The organism is Vulcanococcus limneticus LL (genome assembly GCF_002252705.1).
GTDB lineage: Bacteria > Cyanobacteriota > Cyanobacteriia > PCC-6307 > Cyanobiaceae > Vulcanococcus > Vulcanococcus limneticus.
Genome location: NZ_NQLA01000006.1, coordinates 58509 through 74586 on the forward strand (window position 1 = coordinate 58509; position 16078 = coordinate 74586).

Sequence of the window (16078 nt, forward strand, 5' to 3'; positions counted from 1 at the left end):
CACACTTGTGTGGGGTGAGGCCTTGGTCCTCTCCGGAGTCCAGGAGCAGTTGCAGGAGCGGCTGACCCCCCTGAGGTCGTGGCTGTTCCCATCGATGGCCTATCTGGAGCTGGAGGACCGCTCGATCACCGTGCTGGCCGGCCAGCGCAGCGGCGGCGCCTTCCAGGCGGATGTGCTGGAGCGGGTGCAGCTGCCGGTGGGCCTGTGTGATCGGGGGGAGCCGCTACGCCAGGAGGCGGTGGGGGATTTCATCGGCGATCTGCTGATCGAGCGCGACCTCAACGGGGTCCACGTGCGGGCCTGTCTGCCGGCGGCCGCCAGCCAGTGGAAGCTGGTGCAGTGGCCGGGGGGGGAGTGGCCGCAGGATCCCGATGAGCTGCTGATCCGTCGGGGGGACGATTCGGGTTTCAGCTTGCCGATCCAGGCGGCCTACACCCGCGTGATCCCGCTCGACACCGACCTCACCGGCGGTGCCCCCACCTCCCTGGTGGTGGCGGTGCGTCAGTCGGTGCTGCAGGCCTGGATCGAGACCCTGGCCATCGCCGGGGTGACGCTGGACGGGCTGGAGGCCGCCCAGGTCTGCGAGCTGCGGGCCCTGGAGCCGCTGCTGCGCCAGGCGCCGGCCAGTCAGCTGCTGGCGGTGCTCAGCCTGCGGGCCGAGGCCGGCCGGCTGCTGCTGGTGCGCCGCGGCCTCCCGCTCTACGAGCACGCCTACCCGGCCGATAGCGGCGCCGTGGAGCTGGCGGAGCAGCTGCGCCGCAGCATCGACTTCACCCTGCAGCAGGACTCCTCCGCCACCGGCGTGCGCCTGCTGGTGCATGGCACCAAGGCCTCGGGCGCCTTGATCGAGCAGCTGGCCAGCCTGCTGCCCTGGCCGGTGGAACTGCTGGACCCCGTGGCGGAGGGCTGGATCCGCCTGAAGCCGGACGCCGAGCCGGATGATCCCGCCGCACCGACCGGCCTGGAGCTGCTGCGGATCACCGGCCTGGCCCTGGCGGAGGCGGCGCGATGAGCAGCACCTTCAAGCTGGATCGCCTCGACCTGCTGCGCCAGCGCCGCCTCGAGCTGGGGCTGCCCCCCGAGGCTCCTCCCCTGGTGGGCGCCCGTCAGCTGGTGCTGGTGGGGGGAGTGATCGGTCTCGCGGTGGCGGCCTCCGCGGCGGGGGTGTGGCTGTTGCTACAGGCCCGCCAGGTGTATGTGGAGGGCAAGATCCGCGAGCTCGGCTTGGTGCCCGTCCAGCTGAAGGACCTGGAGCAGCGGGTTCAGGCGGCCCAGGCCCAGCTCACGAAGATCAACACCAGCAACGAAGGGCTGGCCAAGGGGCTGGTGGCCGTGTCGTCCGGTTCGGCCCTGCTGACCCAGCTCTCCCAGATCACGCCCGAGCAGGTGCAGCTGACCGAAGCCACGGTGGCGGGTGCACCGTCGTCGGATCAGACGCTGACGCTCAAGGGCACGGCTGCCGACCCGCAGGCCTTCCGCCGCATCAATGCCCTCCAATTGCTGCTGGCCTATTCCCCCCTGTTCAAGCCCGATGGGGTGGTCCTGAAGAAGGCCGTGCGCGAACCAGCGGCAGCGGCGGCCGATCCCCAGGCCACCGCGCCGAGCGTCGGTCCGGTGGCGTTTGATCTCACGTCCCAGTTCAGTACCCTGCCGGCGACGGCCCAGCTGCGGCAGTTGCGGCGGCTGGGGGCCGATGGCATGGCCCGCCGCCTGGAGACCCTGCAGAAGGAGGGATTGCTGCGATGACGAACCTGCAGGTCGGTGTTGAGGCAGGGGGTGCGATCCAGAGACTGATCACGCGGGAACGGCTGCTGGTCGGCGCCCCGATCCTGGTGGGAGGCCTTGCGGCCCTGGGCGTTCTGGCTGTGGCCGCCTGGCCGGCCTGGCAGAAGCTGCAGCAGACAGAACAGCAGTTGCGATCCCTGCAGGCCCAGGCCGCCCAGCTGCCCCTGCTGCGCGCTCAGATCCGGCAGACCGAGGCGAGGCAGGCCAAGGCGGAGCTGAGTCAGGCCCGCATCCTGCATCTGATCGCCGGCAGCGGCGACATCTCCACGTTCATGGCCCAGCTCGGTGCCGAGGCGATCCGCAGCGGTGTGCAGCTCGACAGCTATGAGCCGGTGGAACAGGCAGCACCAGCAGCCCCTGCCCCGCCCCCTGCAACGCCCGCTGTAACCCCACCACCGGCCGGTGCGGCCCAGGGGGCTCAGCAGCCGCCCGCAGCACCTGAGGATCCGCTCTGCCGAGCGTCCCTCAAGCTCAAACCGACCTCCCGGTTGATCAGCGCCAAGGCCCCGACGCCCCAGCTGCTCGACTTCCTGCGCCGTCTGGAACGGCTCAGCCTGCTGGTGGTGCAGCGCGACCTGAGCCTCAAGCGCCCCGCCGCTCCCGCCCCACAGCCCGGAACTCCGCCGGTGCCGGGCAGCACCGAGCTGCGGCTGAATCTGACCCTCTGCTCCAGGGCCACCGGGGGCTGAGACTGGACTCAGCCCCCGGTGGCCCTGGTTTCAGTGAAGGTCAGTCGTTACCATCCGGGCGCATGGATGGGTGGGTTTGGTGAAACGGCTGGGTCTTGCAGGCACGCTGTGGTGTGGGGCCGCCACCTTGGCTCTGGTCGTGGCGCCCCCCCTGGAGCTGGTGGCCCAGGCCCAGGCCCAGATCCGTCAGGACGGGCTGCAGCTGCGGGTGAAGCGCCTCCCGGATGCGATCGAACTGGTGATCCAGGATGCGGGTGCCGGCAGTGCCCTGGAGCAGCAGCGCTCGGGCACGATCTGGACCGGAGAGCTGCGCACGGAGCGGGAGCGGGGCCTGAAGGCCGGGCCCCAGTCGTTGGCGATGCCGGATGCCGGCATGGAACGCATCACCTTTGATGGCACCGGCCGGCTGTTCCAGCTGAAGGTGACGCCCCAGATGGGCCGCTCGCTCGGGCCTCCGATCATCAGCAGCGACGGCAAGGACCTCACCGTGCGCTTCCCGGCGGCGCCGCTGCCGGTGAGCCAGACCTTCCGGCCCAACCTGACCCAGCCCACGGCGCTGCCGACTCCGGCCTACGTGCCGCCGCTGCGGCCAAGGGCCGTGGCTCCGCCGCTGGGCGACATGGCGGTGGGCTCGATGACAATCCGCAACCGGGGCTACATCAATCTGAGCGGGCCACCGGTGACCCTCACCACCCGCGGTGCCAACGCCCGTGACGTGCTGATGGTGCTGGCCCAGATGGGCAACTATGGCTTTGCCTATGAGGACAACTTTCTTCAGGGAGCACTGACGGATCCTCAGGGCAGCAAGGACATTCTCTGCGGTGTACCGGTTCAGCCCTTCAAGACAAAGCGGGAGAACGAGGATGAGTTCCAAGGGCCAAACAAGGCTTTTGTGCCCTGCCCGGTTACAGCATCGTTCCGTGGCGAATCCTTTGCGCGTGCCTTCAACTTTGTGCTGATGACCTCTGGTCTCAAGGCGAGAACAGATGGGAATACCATTCTTGTTGGACCCAATGTGCTTCAGAAGCCGATGGGCCCCCAGGCCTCCAAGGTGTATCGGCTCAACCAGTCGTCCCCAGATAGTGCGGCGGATTACCTGGCCAATCTTGGAGCTGCCGTAACAAAGACCTTCACGGAAACCATTACGGCGACCACCGGAGTGCCCCTGGCTGGTGCCTCCACCTCCAACCCGCAGACTACGCGCACCTCCACCAAGATCAAGGTGGAGGAATATCAGGCCAACAGTGGGCCATTACTGGGTCTGCGGGCGACCACAGATACCCGCTTGTCGACCATTACCTTGGTTGGCGAGCCTGGCCTGGTTGCGACTGCTGAGCAATACTTGCGCCAGCTTGATCTGCGCCAGCGTCAGGTGGCGCTGAGCGTGAAGATCCTGGACGTGACCCTGAATAATTCCACGGATATCGACAATAGCTTTGCGCTGCGGTTTGGCACCAATTTCATTGTTAACGATAGCGGCCGGCTATTGGCGGCCTTTGGAAGAAACCTGCCCGCCCGCCAGGCTGAATTCACGAATAGCAGAGAGCTGATCAGTACCTCTGACTCTTCTGGATCTTCTTCTGATCTGACTTCTGGCGCCACTAATAGGACTGGTTTTGAGAACTCGCTCACTGCTACCTTCGCCAACAGTCGAGCGTTGACACAGGATCAGATAGAGGAGGTTAACGCTAGCTTGTCGCGCCAAACGGGAACTGAGATCCAGAAGTTTACAGAGAAATCATTTGTTCCAAACCCCAACGCGACTGGGCCGGGGGATGCCTTTGTCGAGGTTGAGAATGATGTATTCCGTGTGGTCCCGATTGGGAGGACAACTCAGGCATTCGGCTCCGATCTCGTGTCGCGCATCCAGGAAGTTATCGCTAATTCTACTGGTCAGAACGTGAGCCTTGGCCGCACCGCATCAGGTTCGTCGACTAACGGCCGTGGAAGGACGGTATTTTCTGATAGGACCCGAGATGTTTCTGCTACTGGCGTTCGCAGGACCAACCCAGGCCTAAATTATCCGGATAATCAGTTCTTTAACTTCTTGCAGGCGCAAATCGTCTCGAGTAACGCCAAGGTCTTGGCGAGTCCCACTTTGATTCTTCAAGAGGGTGGAGCTGCTTTGAATGACAGGTCCATTGATGCCAATTCCTTGTCTACTGATGGCCAGATTGGTCGCTCTCGCTCAAATGAGTCCTATGTGAGTGTGGGTACTCAATTGGTGAAATCCTATAAAGTGATAACACAGGAAAATGCCCCCACCATCTGTGAGCCCGTTTTTGCAAATGCTGGCCTGACTTTTGGCGCTCGAGTCGACAAGATTGATGATAACGGTTTTGTTACTTTCTCTCTTTCTCCTGAGGTCAGTGCTCAGGTAGGCTCTGTGCCTGGCAACGGAGATTGTGGTGGCTATGCCATTCTCAATAGCCGACAGCTTGATACGGGTCAAGTGCGCGTGCGTGATGGGCAAACCTTGATTCTCACTGGTGTTATCTCTGACACCGACCGCCAGGACGTTTCCAAGTGGCCTGTTTTGGGCGATCTCCCCTTCATCGGTCAGTTCTTTAGGAGAACTGGCGGCTCGCGAACCAAGAGTGAGTTGGTGATCATGGTGACGCCACGTATCATTAACGATGAGCAAGGTGGTACCTATGGGTATGGCTACACGCCTTCAACCCAGGATGCTCGGCGTCTGATTTATTCCTCGGGTCAGTAGCGCCGCTGGGGCGCGTCAGAGTCTGGCTGGCCCTATTCGTTCGTTTGCGGTGTTGAATTGGAGGCTCCAGTGGCTTAAAACGCCACTGGAGCCAGGAACTTGAGGGCAAGTGGTGCCACCTGTTGGAAGATGTTAATTGCACCCTGGAGAAAGGCGCTGCCAGCCCCATTGCCCTTCTGCCGGGGATCCTTGGCCAGTTCGGCTGCGCCCTTGCGGAGCTGTTCTGCCGTTTCCTTCTGGCCCTGTTGTTCATACAGCGTGGCTGCGTAGGTGAAGTCCTGCGCAGCCAGTTGCCGTTTGGCCTGTTCGGCCCGCGTGATGCCCCGTGCCAGCCAGGTGAGGGCCGCATCGGGCTGCTTCAGCAGGGCCTTGTTGAAATATTCTTCCGCTTCAGGAAAGCGACCTTGCTGCGAAGCCTCCACACCGGCGTTGTGCATGGCGGGATAGCTGCTCACCTCAGCGCTCACTCCCGTGGCTCCACGCCAATGGCTGCGGGCCAGGGCCTCATTGTCGAGCTTGGCGCCGCTGAGATCCGCCTCCCGCAGGTCGGCTCCCTCCAGCTGGGCGCCGCGTAGGTCGGCTCCCCGCAGCGAGGCACCGGTCAGGGAGGTGAAGCTCAGATTCGATCCCCGCAGGTCGGCTCCATCCAGCTGGGCGCGGCTCAGGTTGGCGCGCTGGAGCTGGGCCTTGCCGAGCTGGGCATCCCGTAGGTCGGCGTACACGAGGTCGGCGTCCTGGAGGCGGCAGCTGGGACAGGTCTTGGTCTCCATCAGCCGCAGGATGTGCTCCTGGTTGCCGGCAAGGGCGCGGCCCGGTGCGGCCAGCATCAGCGCCGAGAGGCCAGCTCCAGCCCAGGCCGATCGCATCCGTGTCATGCCAGATCTCCTAGCGTTGCACCGTCCTAGCGGAACCATCTCGGGCGGCCAGTGCCGGTGGGGGGCTTTTCGGGCTGGCTGAGGTTCAGCTCAGGTGAGGGTCACCGCCGTGAAACCGGCTGGCGCACCCAGCCCGCTGCCGCTGCCCTGGGCGCCGAAGATGAAGTCGTCGATCGTGAGCCCCGTCGTGTAGGGCAGCAAGATCGAGGAGTCGCCGTAGCTGATGAAGCTGTCGCGCCCGTTTTCGAACACGAAGAAGCGGCTGCCCTGATCGGCGGCGGTGAGGCCGTTCTGGAACCAGATCCGATCGCCCTCGCTGGCGTGGAAGTCGAAAATCACATCGTTGCCTTCCTGGAAGGTGTCGAAGATGAAGAGATCGGCGCCGCCCTTCGGGGCCAGAGGATCGGCGCTGCGATCGGGAATGATGTAGGTGATGTCATTGAGGTACTTCGTTGAGAGAGGGCTGTCTGGTGAGTAATCGGTATTGAACTCATTGGCTAGCTTGCCCAGGCCCTGAAAGCTGATGACGGTCTGATTGTTGGCAATCGCCTTGTCGATGGTGTCTTGCGGCAGCGTCGCGTCGGTGCTCTCCTGCAGGAAGTTCTGCTGGATCAGCTCAAATGTCACCGGCTTAAAGGTGAACTCCTGGGGGCCCTGACTCGCGGGAGAGAAAAAGGCAAACTGGTCGTAAATGTCGAAGATATAGGGCTCGTTCGCGAAATCGGCGTCGAAGGTGTATTCCCAGTCGCCATACATGAAGTCGTCGCTCTGGCCGCTGATCAGGCGGTCGTTACCGCCCTGCACCGGGCCATAGACGTTCACGGCATCGCCATGCATCAGCGTGCGACTTTCGGCCGTGGGGGCGCCGGTGAGGATGTCGTCCCCGCCTCTGCTGTAGGGCTTCATGGCGGTGGCGTCGCCGACGAGCTGGGTGTAGATGCCGAAGGCCTGCAGGTCGTCGCGGCCGCCCTGCCCATAGAGCTCTTCGCTATCGCCCACCAGGCGATCCAATGAGCCGGTCCCACCAATCAAGATGTCGTTGCCACCGGCGTCACCTACGGCGATCAGCGACTGATCCCCAAGCAGGTTGTTCTGATCCTGCTCCCCGCCCTTGCTGTTGCCGGCTTCCAGAAGATCATCGCCAAGGCCTCCGCTCAGCTCATCAAAGCCGGTGCCGCCGTAGATGCTGTCGTTCCCACCGGAGCCGGAGCCCTTGTCATTGTCGCCCTCAAGATAGAGCGTGTAGCCCCTTGAAGGATCATTGATGTCGACATCATTCGGCTTGTTGTCGAAGCGAAAGGTGGTGCTTCCTTTCTGGGGGCCGTTAATGGTGGTGGCCATCGCCGATGGTGAGGATCCTTGGTGTGGATGCTAGCGAGGGATGTCAGAGGAGCTTGCAATCCGGCCATCTCAAGCCGATTCCTCTTGGTCCCAGTTGATTGTTTGTCGTCAATCTCCGCTGGTGCGGCGTGTCAGGGCTTGGCGGGAGTGTTGCAGGCTCGCGAGGGCCCGTCGTCGTTCGGTGGTTTCTGGTGGCGCGTAGCGCAGCTGGCCATAGCTGGCGCTGAGCGTCTGCAGCGCCTCTCGCAACTTGGGGTGGACCTCGGCCGCGCGCGCGCAGAACGCCTCCAGGTCCTCACCGCCCCTGGGTTGCAGTCCCAGCTGGGCCAGCTGCGCCAGGCAGCGCTCCAGTTCCCGCCGCAGATCATCCCGGCGGCGGCCTTGATACTGCCGCCCCAGCAGCAGTGCCGCCGGTACCAGCGCCACCGCCAGGCCCCCCACCAGCACGGCCCCCTGCCATTGGCGCCAGCGGCCGAGCCAGCGGTCCATCAGCCCGTTCTGGGAGCGTCCGTCGAACTGCAGCACCCAGCGGGTCCAGGCCAGGTCCAGGCGGGTCCAGCCCTGCTCCAGCTGGCGCAGCCAGGGGAGTGTGCGGCCCAGCCGGCGCAGATCCTCCAGCTGCCCGGCCAGGCCCCCCTGAACCCCCGCCGCGATGCGATCCGGTGCCACCCAGCCGGTGGGATCCACCGCCACCCAGCCCTGGCCCTCCAGCCACACCTCGCTCCAGGCGTGGGCGTCCCGCTGGCGCACGTCCAGGTAGCCGCTCGTGCCGCCCGCATCGCCGATCCACTCGCCGCCCTGATACCCCAGAACCACCCGCGCCGGCAGGCCCGCCGCCCGCATCAGGGCCGTGAAGCTGCCGGCGAAGTGCTCGCAGAAGCCGGCCCGGCTCTCGAACAGGAAGGCATCGAGTGGGGCCCACTGCGGCAGCCGCCCGGGCTGGAGGGTGTAGCGGAAGGATCCGCTCCGGAAGAAGCGGGCCGCGGCCTCCACGCGGGCCGCTGGCGGGAGCGTGCGTCCCCACTGCTCCGCCAGCTGCTCCAGCCGCGGGTTGCTGCCGCGGGGCAGCAGCAGGTCCTGGGGCAGGGGTGGCCGGGTGCGCCAGGCGCTGGGGCCGGTGGGTCGGCCCAACGTGTAGCGCCGACGCTCACCGCCGGGGCCAGGCCCGATCAGCTCCCCCGCTTCGGCCATGCGGAGACCTGGCGTCAGCGGGATGCCTTCGCCGCTCCAGGGCAGCTGGGGCACGGGCGAGGGTTCCACCACCCACAGCTGCCAGGGGGTGCCCTGGGCCGGTGGCGGCGGCGGGGGCTGGCGCAGGTCCGGCGCCGCCAGGCTGCTCCAGCGGCGCCCGTCGAAGCGATCCAGTACCAGCACCCGCCAGTAGCGCTGGGCGGGTGGCGGAATCGCACCACTGAGCGGGCTGACTCGCAGCGCCGGCGAGGGGTCCTGCACCAGGCTGGCGATCGCTCCGGGGTCCAGCTGGTCGCTGAGGCCGGTGCGGCCGGCCGTGGCGCCGGGCAGGCTCCAGAGCGGGCCGAGGCGCGGCAGCAGCAGGAACAGCAGCACCAGCAGCGGCAGAGCCGCCATCGCCAGCTGCAGGCTGCGGCCCAGCAGCTGGCGCAGGGAGGTGCGCCCGCCCGCCTCCTGGCTGAGCAGGGCCCCCAGCACCACCAGGGCGGTGCTGGCCTGCAGCAGGCTCGGTCCCAGCTCCGGGTTCATCACCGCCAGCACGCCCACGGCGATCAGTTCCGCCAGGGCCGCGCGGCGCAGGTCTGGGGGACGGCGGCTCTCGCGCAGTTTCAGGCCCGCCAGAGCCACCAGGGCCACCGCTCCCCAGAACAGGATCTGGGAGCGGTCGGTGAGGGCCAGCTGCAGGGCCAGCAGGCCCAGGGCCAGGCCGTGCAGCAGCAGGCTCCTGCGGGCGAGGGGGCTGGCCATCAGAGGGGGTGGGTGCCGCCGCCCGCCCCTGGGGCCAGGGCCAGGGCCTCCAGGCAGCGCTGCAGCTGGGCCGCCCCGGTGGCTGGCGGGATGACCAGCGGCTCGCCGCCGCTCCGTTCCAGCGCCACGCCGAACGCCTCACCCGCCGCAGCCAGGCGGCAGAGCCGCTCGCACAGGTGCTCCAGGGCCTGCTCATAGGGCACGGCCGGATCGGGGGCCAGCAGCAGGGCGCCGGGCTGCGGGTCGCTGAAGCGCTTGCTGAGTCGGGTGCCGCTGCGGGCCAGCTGCTTCCAGGCCAGCCGGGTGGGGCCCTCCTCGGGGCGGTGGGGGCCCAGCTCGCGCCACTCCTCGCTGCCCTGCTGCTCCTCCAGGCCGCCGCCGCTGCCCTCTAGCTCGCCCTGGGCCGCCGCCAGGGTGGCCACTGGCCCGGGCCGCCGCGCCGGGTAGATCAGCTGCGGCGTTTCGGGCTCCCAGAGCGTCCAGCAGACGAACAGCCCCAGCGGAGCCGTGGCCTCCAGCCGCAGCCGACCGGGGCGCTGCAGGCCGCGTCGGGCCGGCTGCCAGGGCAGGGCCAGGGGCTGATGGCCCGGCTGGAGGCTGCCGCTCCACCCGGCGGCTGCCCCTCGGAACCGGGCCCGCAGCTGCAGGCGCTCCTGGCTGCTGCTGGCGAGCAGCGGATAGGGGAGCCGCTCACTGGCAAAGCCAGGCTCCGGCGTGCCACAGCGCAGCTCCAGCCCCTGCAGGTTGAACTGGGTGAGGTAGGGGGCCAGCAGGAACAGGCCCACGCCGCCGTAGGCCAGCAGCAGGGCGCCGTTGCTGCCGCCGTTGATGGCCAGCAGGTAGAGCACCACGCAGCACAGCAGCCAGAGCCAGCCGAAGCCCGTGGGCAGGATGTAGAGGTTGCGTAGGCCCAGCAGCAGCACGGCGCTGCGGCGTGGGCGAATCACCCGATCGGGGAAGGGATCGCGGGGGAGTGCGCTGGCTGCCCGCGCAGCCGGGCGCCCAGGAGTTCCCCCTGCTGCCTGCCCAGCCACTGGCTCAGCGGATCGCATCGACGCTCTCCAGCAGCTGGCGGCTGTGGCCGCCGGCCTCGGCCAGGGGATGGCCGCCGTCGAGCCGGTGCTCGGCCACAGCGGCGAACACCGCGATCACATCCGCAGGAGTCACGTAGCGGCGCCCCTCGATCAGTGACCAGGCCCGGGCCGCCTGCAGCAGCGCCAGCCCCGCCCGCGGCGAGAGGGGCGAGCCCGCCGCGCCGGCCCCGCGGCTGGCGGTGAGCAGATCGAGCACGTAGTCGATCAGGGCCGGCTCGCAGTGCTGCTGGTTGGCCTGCCGCTGCAGATCCAGCAGCTCGGCGGGTTGCAGCAGGGCCCCCAGCTGCTCCAGGCCCAGGCCCTGGCCCGCCAGCAGGGAGGCCTCCGCCTCGCGGCTGGGGAAGCCCAGGCTGAGGCGCATCAGGAAGCGGTCCAGCTGGGATTCCGGCAGGGCCGAGGTGCCGCCCTGGTCCAGGCCGTTCTGGGTGGCGATCACGCAGAAGGGCTGCGGCAGCGGGTGGGTCACGCCGTCCACGCTGACGCGCCCGGCCGCCATCGCCTCGAGCAGGGCGCTCTGGGTGCGGGGGCTGGCCCGGTTGATCTCGTCAGCCAGCAGCACCTGGGTGAACAGTGGGCCCGGCTCGAAGCGGAAGGCACCGCGGCTCTGGTCGAAGATCCGCAGCCCGGTGAGGTCGGCTGGCAGCAGGTCGCTGGTGAAGTGCACCCGCTGGAAGTCGAGCCCGAAGCTGCGGGCCAGGGCCTCGGCCAGGGTGGTCTTGCCCATGCCGGGCAGGTCTTCGATCAGCAGATGGCCTCCTGCCACCAGGCAGGTGACGGCCAGCTGCACCTGGCTGGGCTTGCCCAGCAGCACCCCGTTGATCGCCGCGAGCACCGTTGCGAGGGGGCGGGATCCCATGGGCGGGCGCGGGGCTGGCGGTGGGCCGTCAGGCTAGGCAGAGTCTTGGCCTGCCCCGTGAGCGCCCCCGGCCCCGCCAGTCCCGAGATTCACGGCGGCAACCTGGAGGCCGCGGCCCGTCGGCTGGGCTGCCGCCCTGACCAACTGCTGGATGCCAGCGCCTCGCTGGTGCCGTTTGCGCCCCCGTGGCGCCTGCGCCGGGCCCTGGGCCGCGCCCTGGCCCCCGCTGCCCTGCGCCCCTACCCCGACCGCGGCTACGCCGGCCTGCGGGCGGCGATCGCCTCCCTGCACGGGCTCGATCCGGCCTGGGTGCTGCCCGGCAACGGCGCCGCCGAGCTGTTCACCTGGGCCGCCCGCGATGCCGCCGCCGTGGGCGTCAGCCTGCTGCCTGCCCCTGGGTTCGCCGACTACCGGCGCGCCCTGGCCTGCTGGGGCGGGCAGGCGCGCAGCCTGGCCCTGCCTCTGGAGTGGCAGGGGGCGGGGCCTCTGCCGTGGCCCTGGGGCCACGGGGCGGCTCCCGAGGCCGCTGCGGGTCGTGCCGCCGTCGCGGACCAGCACGACTCCACTGCCCTCTGGATCACCAACCCCCACAACCCCACCGGCCAGCTCTGGAGCCGCGCCAGCCTCGAGCCGCTGCTGGCGCGCCATCGCCTGGTGATCTGCGATGAGGCCTTCCTGCCCCTGGTGCCGGGTGGCGAGGCCCAGTCGCTGCTGCCGCTGGTGGCAGGCCATCCCAACCTGGTGGTGATCCGCAGCCTCACCAAGCTGTTCGCCATCGCCGGCCTGCGGCTCGGCTACGCGGTGGCGGCGCCCGAGCGGCTGGCCCGCTGGAGCGGCTGGCGCGATCCCTGGCCCGTGAACGGCCTGGCAGCCGCCGCCGGCGAGGCCCTGCTGGCCGACCGGCGCGGCTATGCCCGCTGGTGCGCGCGGGTTCAGGGCTGGGCGGAGCGGGAGGGGGCCTGGCTGTCCGCCGGGATCGGCGCGCTGGAGGGGCTGGTGCCGCTGCCCTCCAGCGCCAACTTCCTGCTGGTGCGGGGCGAACGGCAGGGCCGGCCCTTGGCCCTGGAGCCGTTGCGGCTGGCCCTGGAGCGCCAGCACCGCATCCTGCTGCGCGACTGCCGTTCCTTCGAGGGTCTTGATGCCAGCTGGGTGCGCATCGGCCTCCAGGACCGCCGCGGCAATCGGCGCCTTCTTCGGGGTCTCAGCCGGGAGTGGCGCCCCGGCTGATCTGTTGGAGCAACAGGGCCAGCTGCTGGTCGGCATCGCGCACCGCCAGCCGCCCCATGCCGGCCCGCAACCTGCCTAACGGATCCACGGCCGGATCGCCCCCCCGCAGCCGCGGCCCCAGCAGCCGCCACACGGCCCGCTCCAGGGCCGGGTGCTCCGGCGGGTGCTGCCACACGATCACGGCGGCACCCACGGCCGCGGCGGCGCCGGCGTTGGCGTCCTGGTGGCGGTCGGCGGCCTGGGGGAAGGGCACCAGGATCGCCGGGGCGCCGCTCACCGCCAGCTCGCTGAGGCTGCCGGCGCCGGCCCGGCTGATCACCAGATCGGCGCACTGAAGAAGACCCGCCATGGCGTCGCTGAAGGGGCGCTCCACGTAGGCCGGATGGCGCAGCAGGCCCGCTTCGGGATCGCTGCTGCCGCTCAGGTGCACCACCCGGCAGCCGGCCGCCAGCAGCCGCGGCAGCAGCGGCCGCACCATGCGGTTCAGGCCCACCGCCCCCTGGCTGCCGCCCATCACCAGCAGCAGCGGGCCCGGGCCCGGTGGCACCCACTCCGGCAGGGCCGCCGGCCGCAGGAACTCCTGGCGCACCGGCGTGCCGGTGAGCAGCGGACGGCAGCGGGGCAGCCGCTCGGCGGCCTGGGGCAGGCCCACGGCCACCCGGCTGCAGAGGCGCCCCAGCAGGCGCGTCACCCGGCCCGGCACGCCGTTGGATTCGTGCAGCACCACCGGCACGCCGCACCAGCGGGCCGCCAGGATCGCCGGGGCGGCGATGTAGCCGCCGGTGCTGAACACCACGCCGATGCGCTCGCGCCGGATCAGGCGCCGCACCTCGCCGGTGCAGCCCAGCAGCCGCAGCAGCTGCCAGAGCTTGCGCAGTCCCCTGCCCTGCAGCCCCCCCGCCCGGATCGTGTGCAGCGGGTAGGCGGCGGGCACCAGCTCCTGCTCCAGCCGGTCCGGCACCCCCAGCCACTGGATCGTCCAGTCGGCGGGCAGGGCCTGGGCCACCGCCAAAGCTGGGAACAGGTGCCCGCCGGTGCCGCTGGCGGCGATCAGGAGCCGGCTCATGGGGGTGCTCTGACGCGCCTGGCGCCTGTCCGTGGCGCGCCTAACTTAAAAGCCAGGTCCCGCTGTGGTTCATGGTGCTGCTCCGCCCCTTTCTGCCCGCCCTGCTGGCGGCGGCGGCCCTGGCACCCCTCGCCCCCCTGGCGCCGTTGCAGGCGGCGCCCAGCCTGGCCGGCCTGGAGGCCGCCCTCAACGACCCGGCACCCCAGGCCCTCAGTGCCCTGCTGGAGTCCGGCAAGGGCCTGGAGCCGGCCGAGGTGCAGCGTCGCCGCGAGGCCCTGCGCAGCCGTTTCCCCGATGCCCGCTGGAGCGTCAGCCCCGGTGCCCCACTGCGGGACGGCCGCCCCACGGCGGACGTGCGCGTGACCGGCAGCCGCGCCGATGGGCCCTACCGCTTCCGCTTCGAGGCGCAGCAGCGGCTGGCCCTGAGCAGCAGCGGCGAGCGCTTCAACGGCCAGGAGGTGATCAGTGAGAGCTCCCTGCTGCGCAGCGGCGACAGCAACCTCAAGGTGAGCGTGCTGATCCCCGATGCCGTGCTCACCGGCCAGCGCTACGACCTCGATGTGATCTTCGATGACCCCCTCGATGGCTCCGTGGCCGCCGGGGCGATCCAGGCCGTAGGGCCCAGCGAGCTGGCCGCGATCCAGCCCCCCGGCCTTCAGCTCGAGGCCCTGGCCGGGGGCGGCCTGTTCAAGAGTGTTCAGGCTCCCTACCAGCCCGGCGTGCAGACCTGGGGCGTGCTGCTGGTCCATCCCCAGGGCATCGTCAGCGCCACCAAGAAGGTGCGGGTCGTGGCCGACCGGGCGGGCCTCACCCCCTGAGGCCCCCGGGGCCCTCGCCGTCTGGGCCCCGCGCCCCACCCTCGAACCAGCGCGCCAGCGCCGCCACGTCCTCGTCCCCCCAGCCGGCCGCCAGCAGGCAGTCCTCCAGGGCCGCGACCCGCTCGCTCACCGGCAGCTCCAGGCCAGCCGCCGCGGCCTCTGCCAGGGCGATGGCCAGGTCCTTGCGGTGCAGGGCGAGCCGGAATCCCAGCGGGAAGGATCCGGCGATCATGGCGCCGCTGCGGTGCTCCAGGGCCCAGGAGCCGGCCGCGCCGCCCTTGAGCGCCTCCACCAGCGGCTCGAGCGGCAGCTCCAGCCGCCGGGCCAGGGCCAGGGCCTCGGCCACCGCCGCGTAGCTCCCCGCCACCAGCACCTGGTTCACGGCCTTGGCGGCCTGGCCGGCCCCCACGGGTCCGAAGTGGCTGAGTCGGCTGCCCACGCAGCCCAGCAGGGGCCGGGCCCGCTCCAGGTCGCCGGGACTGCCGCCCACCAGCACTGAGAGCGTGCCGGCACGGGCCCCCTCGGTGCCGCCGGTCACGGGGGCATCCAGGTAGCCGATGCCCTGCTCCTCCAGGCGCTGGGCCAGCCGGCGACTGGTGGCGGGGGCGATCGTGGAGCAGTCGATCACGAGGCTGCCGCGCCGGGCTCCGGCTACCACGCCTGGCCCCCCGAACAGCACCGCCTCCACCGCCGCGTCGTCGCTGACGCAGACAGCGATCAGCTCGGCGCCTGCCGCCGCCTCCGCCGGGCTGGCGGCCCGCCTGGCCCCGCGGGCGGTGAGGGGCTCCTCCCGCCCACGCCGGCGGTTGTGCACGGTGAGCGGGAAGCCAGCCGCCAGCAGGTTGCTGGCCATGGGGCTGCCGAGGGCTCCCAGGCCGATCCAGGCCACGCTCGGCAGGGACGGGCTGGTGGCCAGGGGTGGGTGGCCGTGGGTTGGCTGCGGCATCGGATCGGCGGCGAGTGGCCAGCGGCGGCCAAGGACGATCCCAATCCTCAGGGGGCCTGGGGCCTGTGGGTTCGCCCAGGTGCCTGCAGCAGCGCCGGGTGCGCCAGCCTGCCCCTCAGCGGTCGTTCGGCTGGCTGAGCCAGCGTCGGCGCTGGCGGCCCAGCTCCTCCCAGCTCAAGCCGCCGTCGCCGTTCGCATCCACCTCGGCGAAGCGGCGCCGCATCCAGGAGAAGGCCTCGGCCTCGGCCCGGTCGATGCGGCCGTCGCCGTTGCGGTCGGCCCGGCTGAAGAACTCCCGCAGCCGCTCGCCCATCGCCTCGGTGCTGCGGGGAATCAGCTGGCCGGGATCGAGATAGCCGCGGTTCTCGCCCCCCAGCCGCTCGAAGTGGCGCTCCAGATAGGGGTGGCCCTCCACCTCGCTCCGATCCAGCCGCCCGTCGCCGTTGCGATCGAGGCGCCGGTAGAGCTTCTGCAGGCGGCCCTGGTAGAGCCGCAGCTCCTCGGCGCTCTGGGCCCGCGCCGCCAGCGGCGGCGGGCTGGCGGCCGCCACCAGCAGCGCCAGGCCGGCGGCCCGCAGCAGGATTGGGCCCCAGCGCAGCCGGCTGCTGGGCAGCGGGCTGGGGCGCAGGCCGGGCGGCAGAACGGTGCGGAGCGCGGAGCTGAACATGGTGTTCAGGCTATGGAGCGGGCCGCGGCTGGCTGCGACCGCGCCAGGCCGGAGTTA

At 69.8% G+C, this 16078-nt stretch carries 14 protein-coding genes; 6 read left to right on the forward strand and 8 right to left on the reverse strand.

The window, feature by feature from the left end; all coding sequences use genetic code 11:
* The first annotated feature begins 22 nt into the window (after positions 1 to 22).
* The 4 genes from CJZ98_RS05060 (at position 23) to CJZ98_RS05075 (ending at position 5193) form a co-directional block, all read left to right on the forward strand.
* Complete coding sequence (locus CJZ98_RS05060; RefSeq protein WP_157910876.1) at positions 23 to 1012, forward strand: type IV pilus biogenesis protein PilM; 990 nt, start codon at positions 23 to 25, stop codon at positions 1010 to 1012.
* Positions 1009 to 1746: a PilN domain-containing protein gene (locus CJZ98_RS05065; protein ID WP_232756216.1), complete on the forward strand. Its 738-nt coding sequence runs from the start codon at positions 1009 to 1011 to the stop codon at positions 1744 to 1746. The genes CJZ98_RS05060 and CJZ98_RS05065 overlap by 4 nt, the downstream gene beginning before the upstream one ends.
* Complete coding sequence (locus tag CJZ98_RS05070) at positions 1743 to 2474, forward strand: hypothetical protein (protein WP_094588998.1); 732 nt, start codon at positions 1743 to 1745, stop codon at positions 2472 to 2474. Before CJZ98_RS05065 ends, CJZ98_RS05070 begins: the two co-directional genes overlap by 4 nt.
* Positions 2475 to 2601: 127 nt before the next feature.
* Positions 2602 to 5193, forward strand: coding sequence for a type II secretion system protein GspD (locus CJZ98_RS05075; protein ID WP_232756217.1), 2592 nt, complete (start codon positions 2602 to 2604; stop codon positions 5191 to 5193).
* Between the two features lie 74 nt (positions 5194 to 5267).
* Here CJZ98_RS05075 and CJZ98_RS05080 read toward each other — a convergent pair whose 3' ends face one another.
* From CJZ98_RS05080 to CJZ98_RS05100, 5 genes are all read right to left on the reverse strand, one after another.
* Positions 5268 to 6068, reverse strand: coding sequence for a pentapeptide repeat-containing protein (locus CJZ98_RS05080; RefSeq protein ID WP_094589000.1), 801 nt, complete (start codon positions 6066 to 6068; stop codon positions 5268 to 5270).
* A gap of 90 nt (positions 6069 to 6158) precedes the next feature.
* Positions 6159 to 7409: a hypothetical protein gene (locus CJZ98_RS05085; RefSeq protein ID WP_094589002.1), complete on the reverse strand. Its 1251-nt coding sequence runs from the start codon at positions 7407 to 7409 to the stop codon at positions 6159 to 6161.
* A 108-nt stretch (positions 7410 to 7517) separates the two neighbouring features.
* Positions 7518 to 9347 (reverse strand): transglutaminase family protein, encoded by a 1830-nt coding sequence (locus CJZ98_RS05090; RefSeq protein WP_094589004.1) that lies wholly within the window; start codon positions 9345 to 9347, stop codon positions 7518 to 7520.
* Complete coding sequence (locus CJZ98_RS05095; RefSeq protein ID WP_157910877.1) at positions 9347 to 10294, reverse strand: DUF58 domain-containing protein; 948 nt, start codon at positions 10292 to 10294, stop codon at positions 9347 to 9349. Before CJZ98_RS05095 ends, CJZ98_RS05090 begins: the two co-directional genes overlap by 1 nt.
* 91 nt (positions 10295 to 10385) lie before the next feature.
* Positions 10386 to 11297, reverse strand: coding sequence for an AAA family ATPase (locus tag CJZ98_RS05100; protein ID WP_094589008.1), 912 nt, complete (start codon positions 11295 to 11297; stop codon positions 10386 to 10388).
* Positions 11298 to 11354: 57 nt separating this feature from the next.
* On the opposite strand from CJZ98_RS05100, the gene CJZ98_RS05105 reads away from it, so the two are divergent.
* Positions 11355 to 12524: an aminotransferase class I/II-fold pyridoxal phosphate-dependent enzyme gene (locus CJZ98_RS05105; RefSeq protein WP_094589075.1), complete on the forward strand. Its 1170-nt coding sequence runs from the start codon at positions 11355 to 11357 to the stop codon at positions 12522 to 12524.
* Here the strand turns inward: CJZ98_RS05105 and CJZ98_RS05110 are convergent.
* Positions 12499 to 13590 carry a UDP-N-acetylglucosamine--N-acetylmuramyl-(pentapeptide) pyrophosphoryl-undecaprenol N-acetylglucosamine transferase gene (locus CJZ98_RS05110; RefSeq protein ID WP_094589010.1) on the reverse strand — a complete coding sequence of 364 codons (1092 nt, stop codon included), beginning with the start codon at positions 13588 to 13590 and terminating at the stop codon, positions 12499 to 12501. The two genes, CJZ98_RS05105 and CJZ98_RS05110, sit on opposite strands and share 26 nt — an antisense overlap.
* Before the next feature lie 71 nt (positions 13591 to 13661).
* Here CJZ98_RS05110 and CJZ98_RS05115 point away from each other — a divergent pair, with 71 nt between their 5' ends.
* The gene (locus CJZ98_RS05115; protein WP_094589012.1) at positions 13662 to 14408 is read left to right on the forward strand and encodes a hypothetical protein; all 747 of its coding nucleotides are present in this window, start codon (positions 13662 to 13664) and stop codon (positions 14406 to 14408) included.
* On the opposite strand, the gene CJZ98_RS05120 is transcribed toward CJZ98_RS05115, so the two are convergent.
* Together CJZ98_RS05120 and CJZ98_RS05125 are read right to left on the reverse strand one after the other, a co-directional pair.
* Positions 14398 to 15354, reverse strand: a complete 957-nt coding sequence (locus tag CJZ98_RS05120) for an NAD(P)-dependent oxidoreductase (protein WP_094589014.1) — start codon at positions 15352 to 15354, stop codon at positions 14398 to 14400. The two genes, CJZ98_RS05115 and CJZ98_RS05120, sit on opposite strands and share 11 nt — an antisense overlap.
* A 115-nt stretch (positions 15355 to 15469) precedes the next feature.
* A complete protein-coding gene (locus CJZ98_RS05125) occupies positions 15470 to 16021 on the reverse strand; it encodes an EF-hand domain-containing protein (protein WP_094589016.1) in 552 nt (183 codons plus the stop codon).
* Between the last annotated feature and the right edge of the window lie 57 nt (positions 16022 to 16078).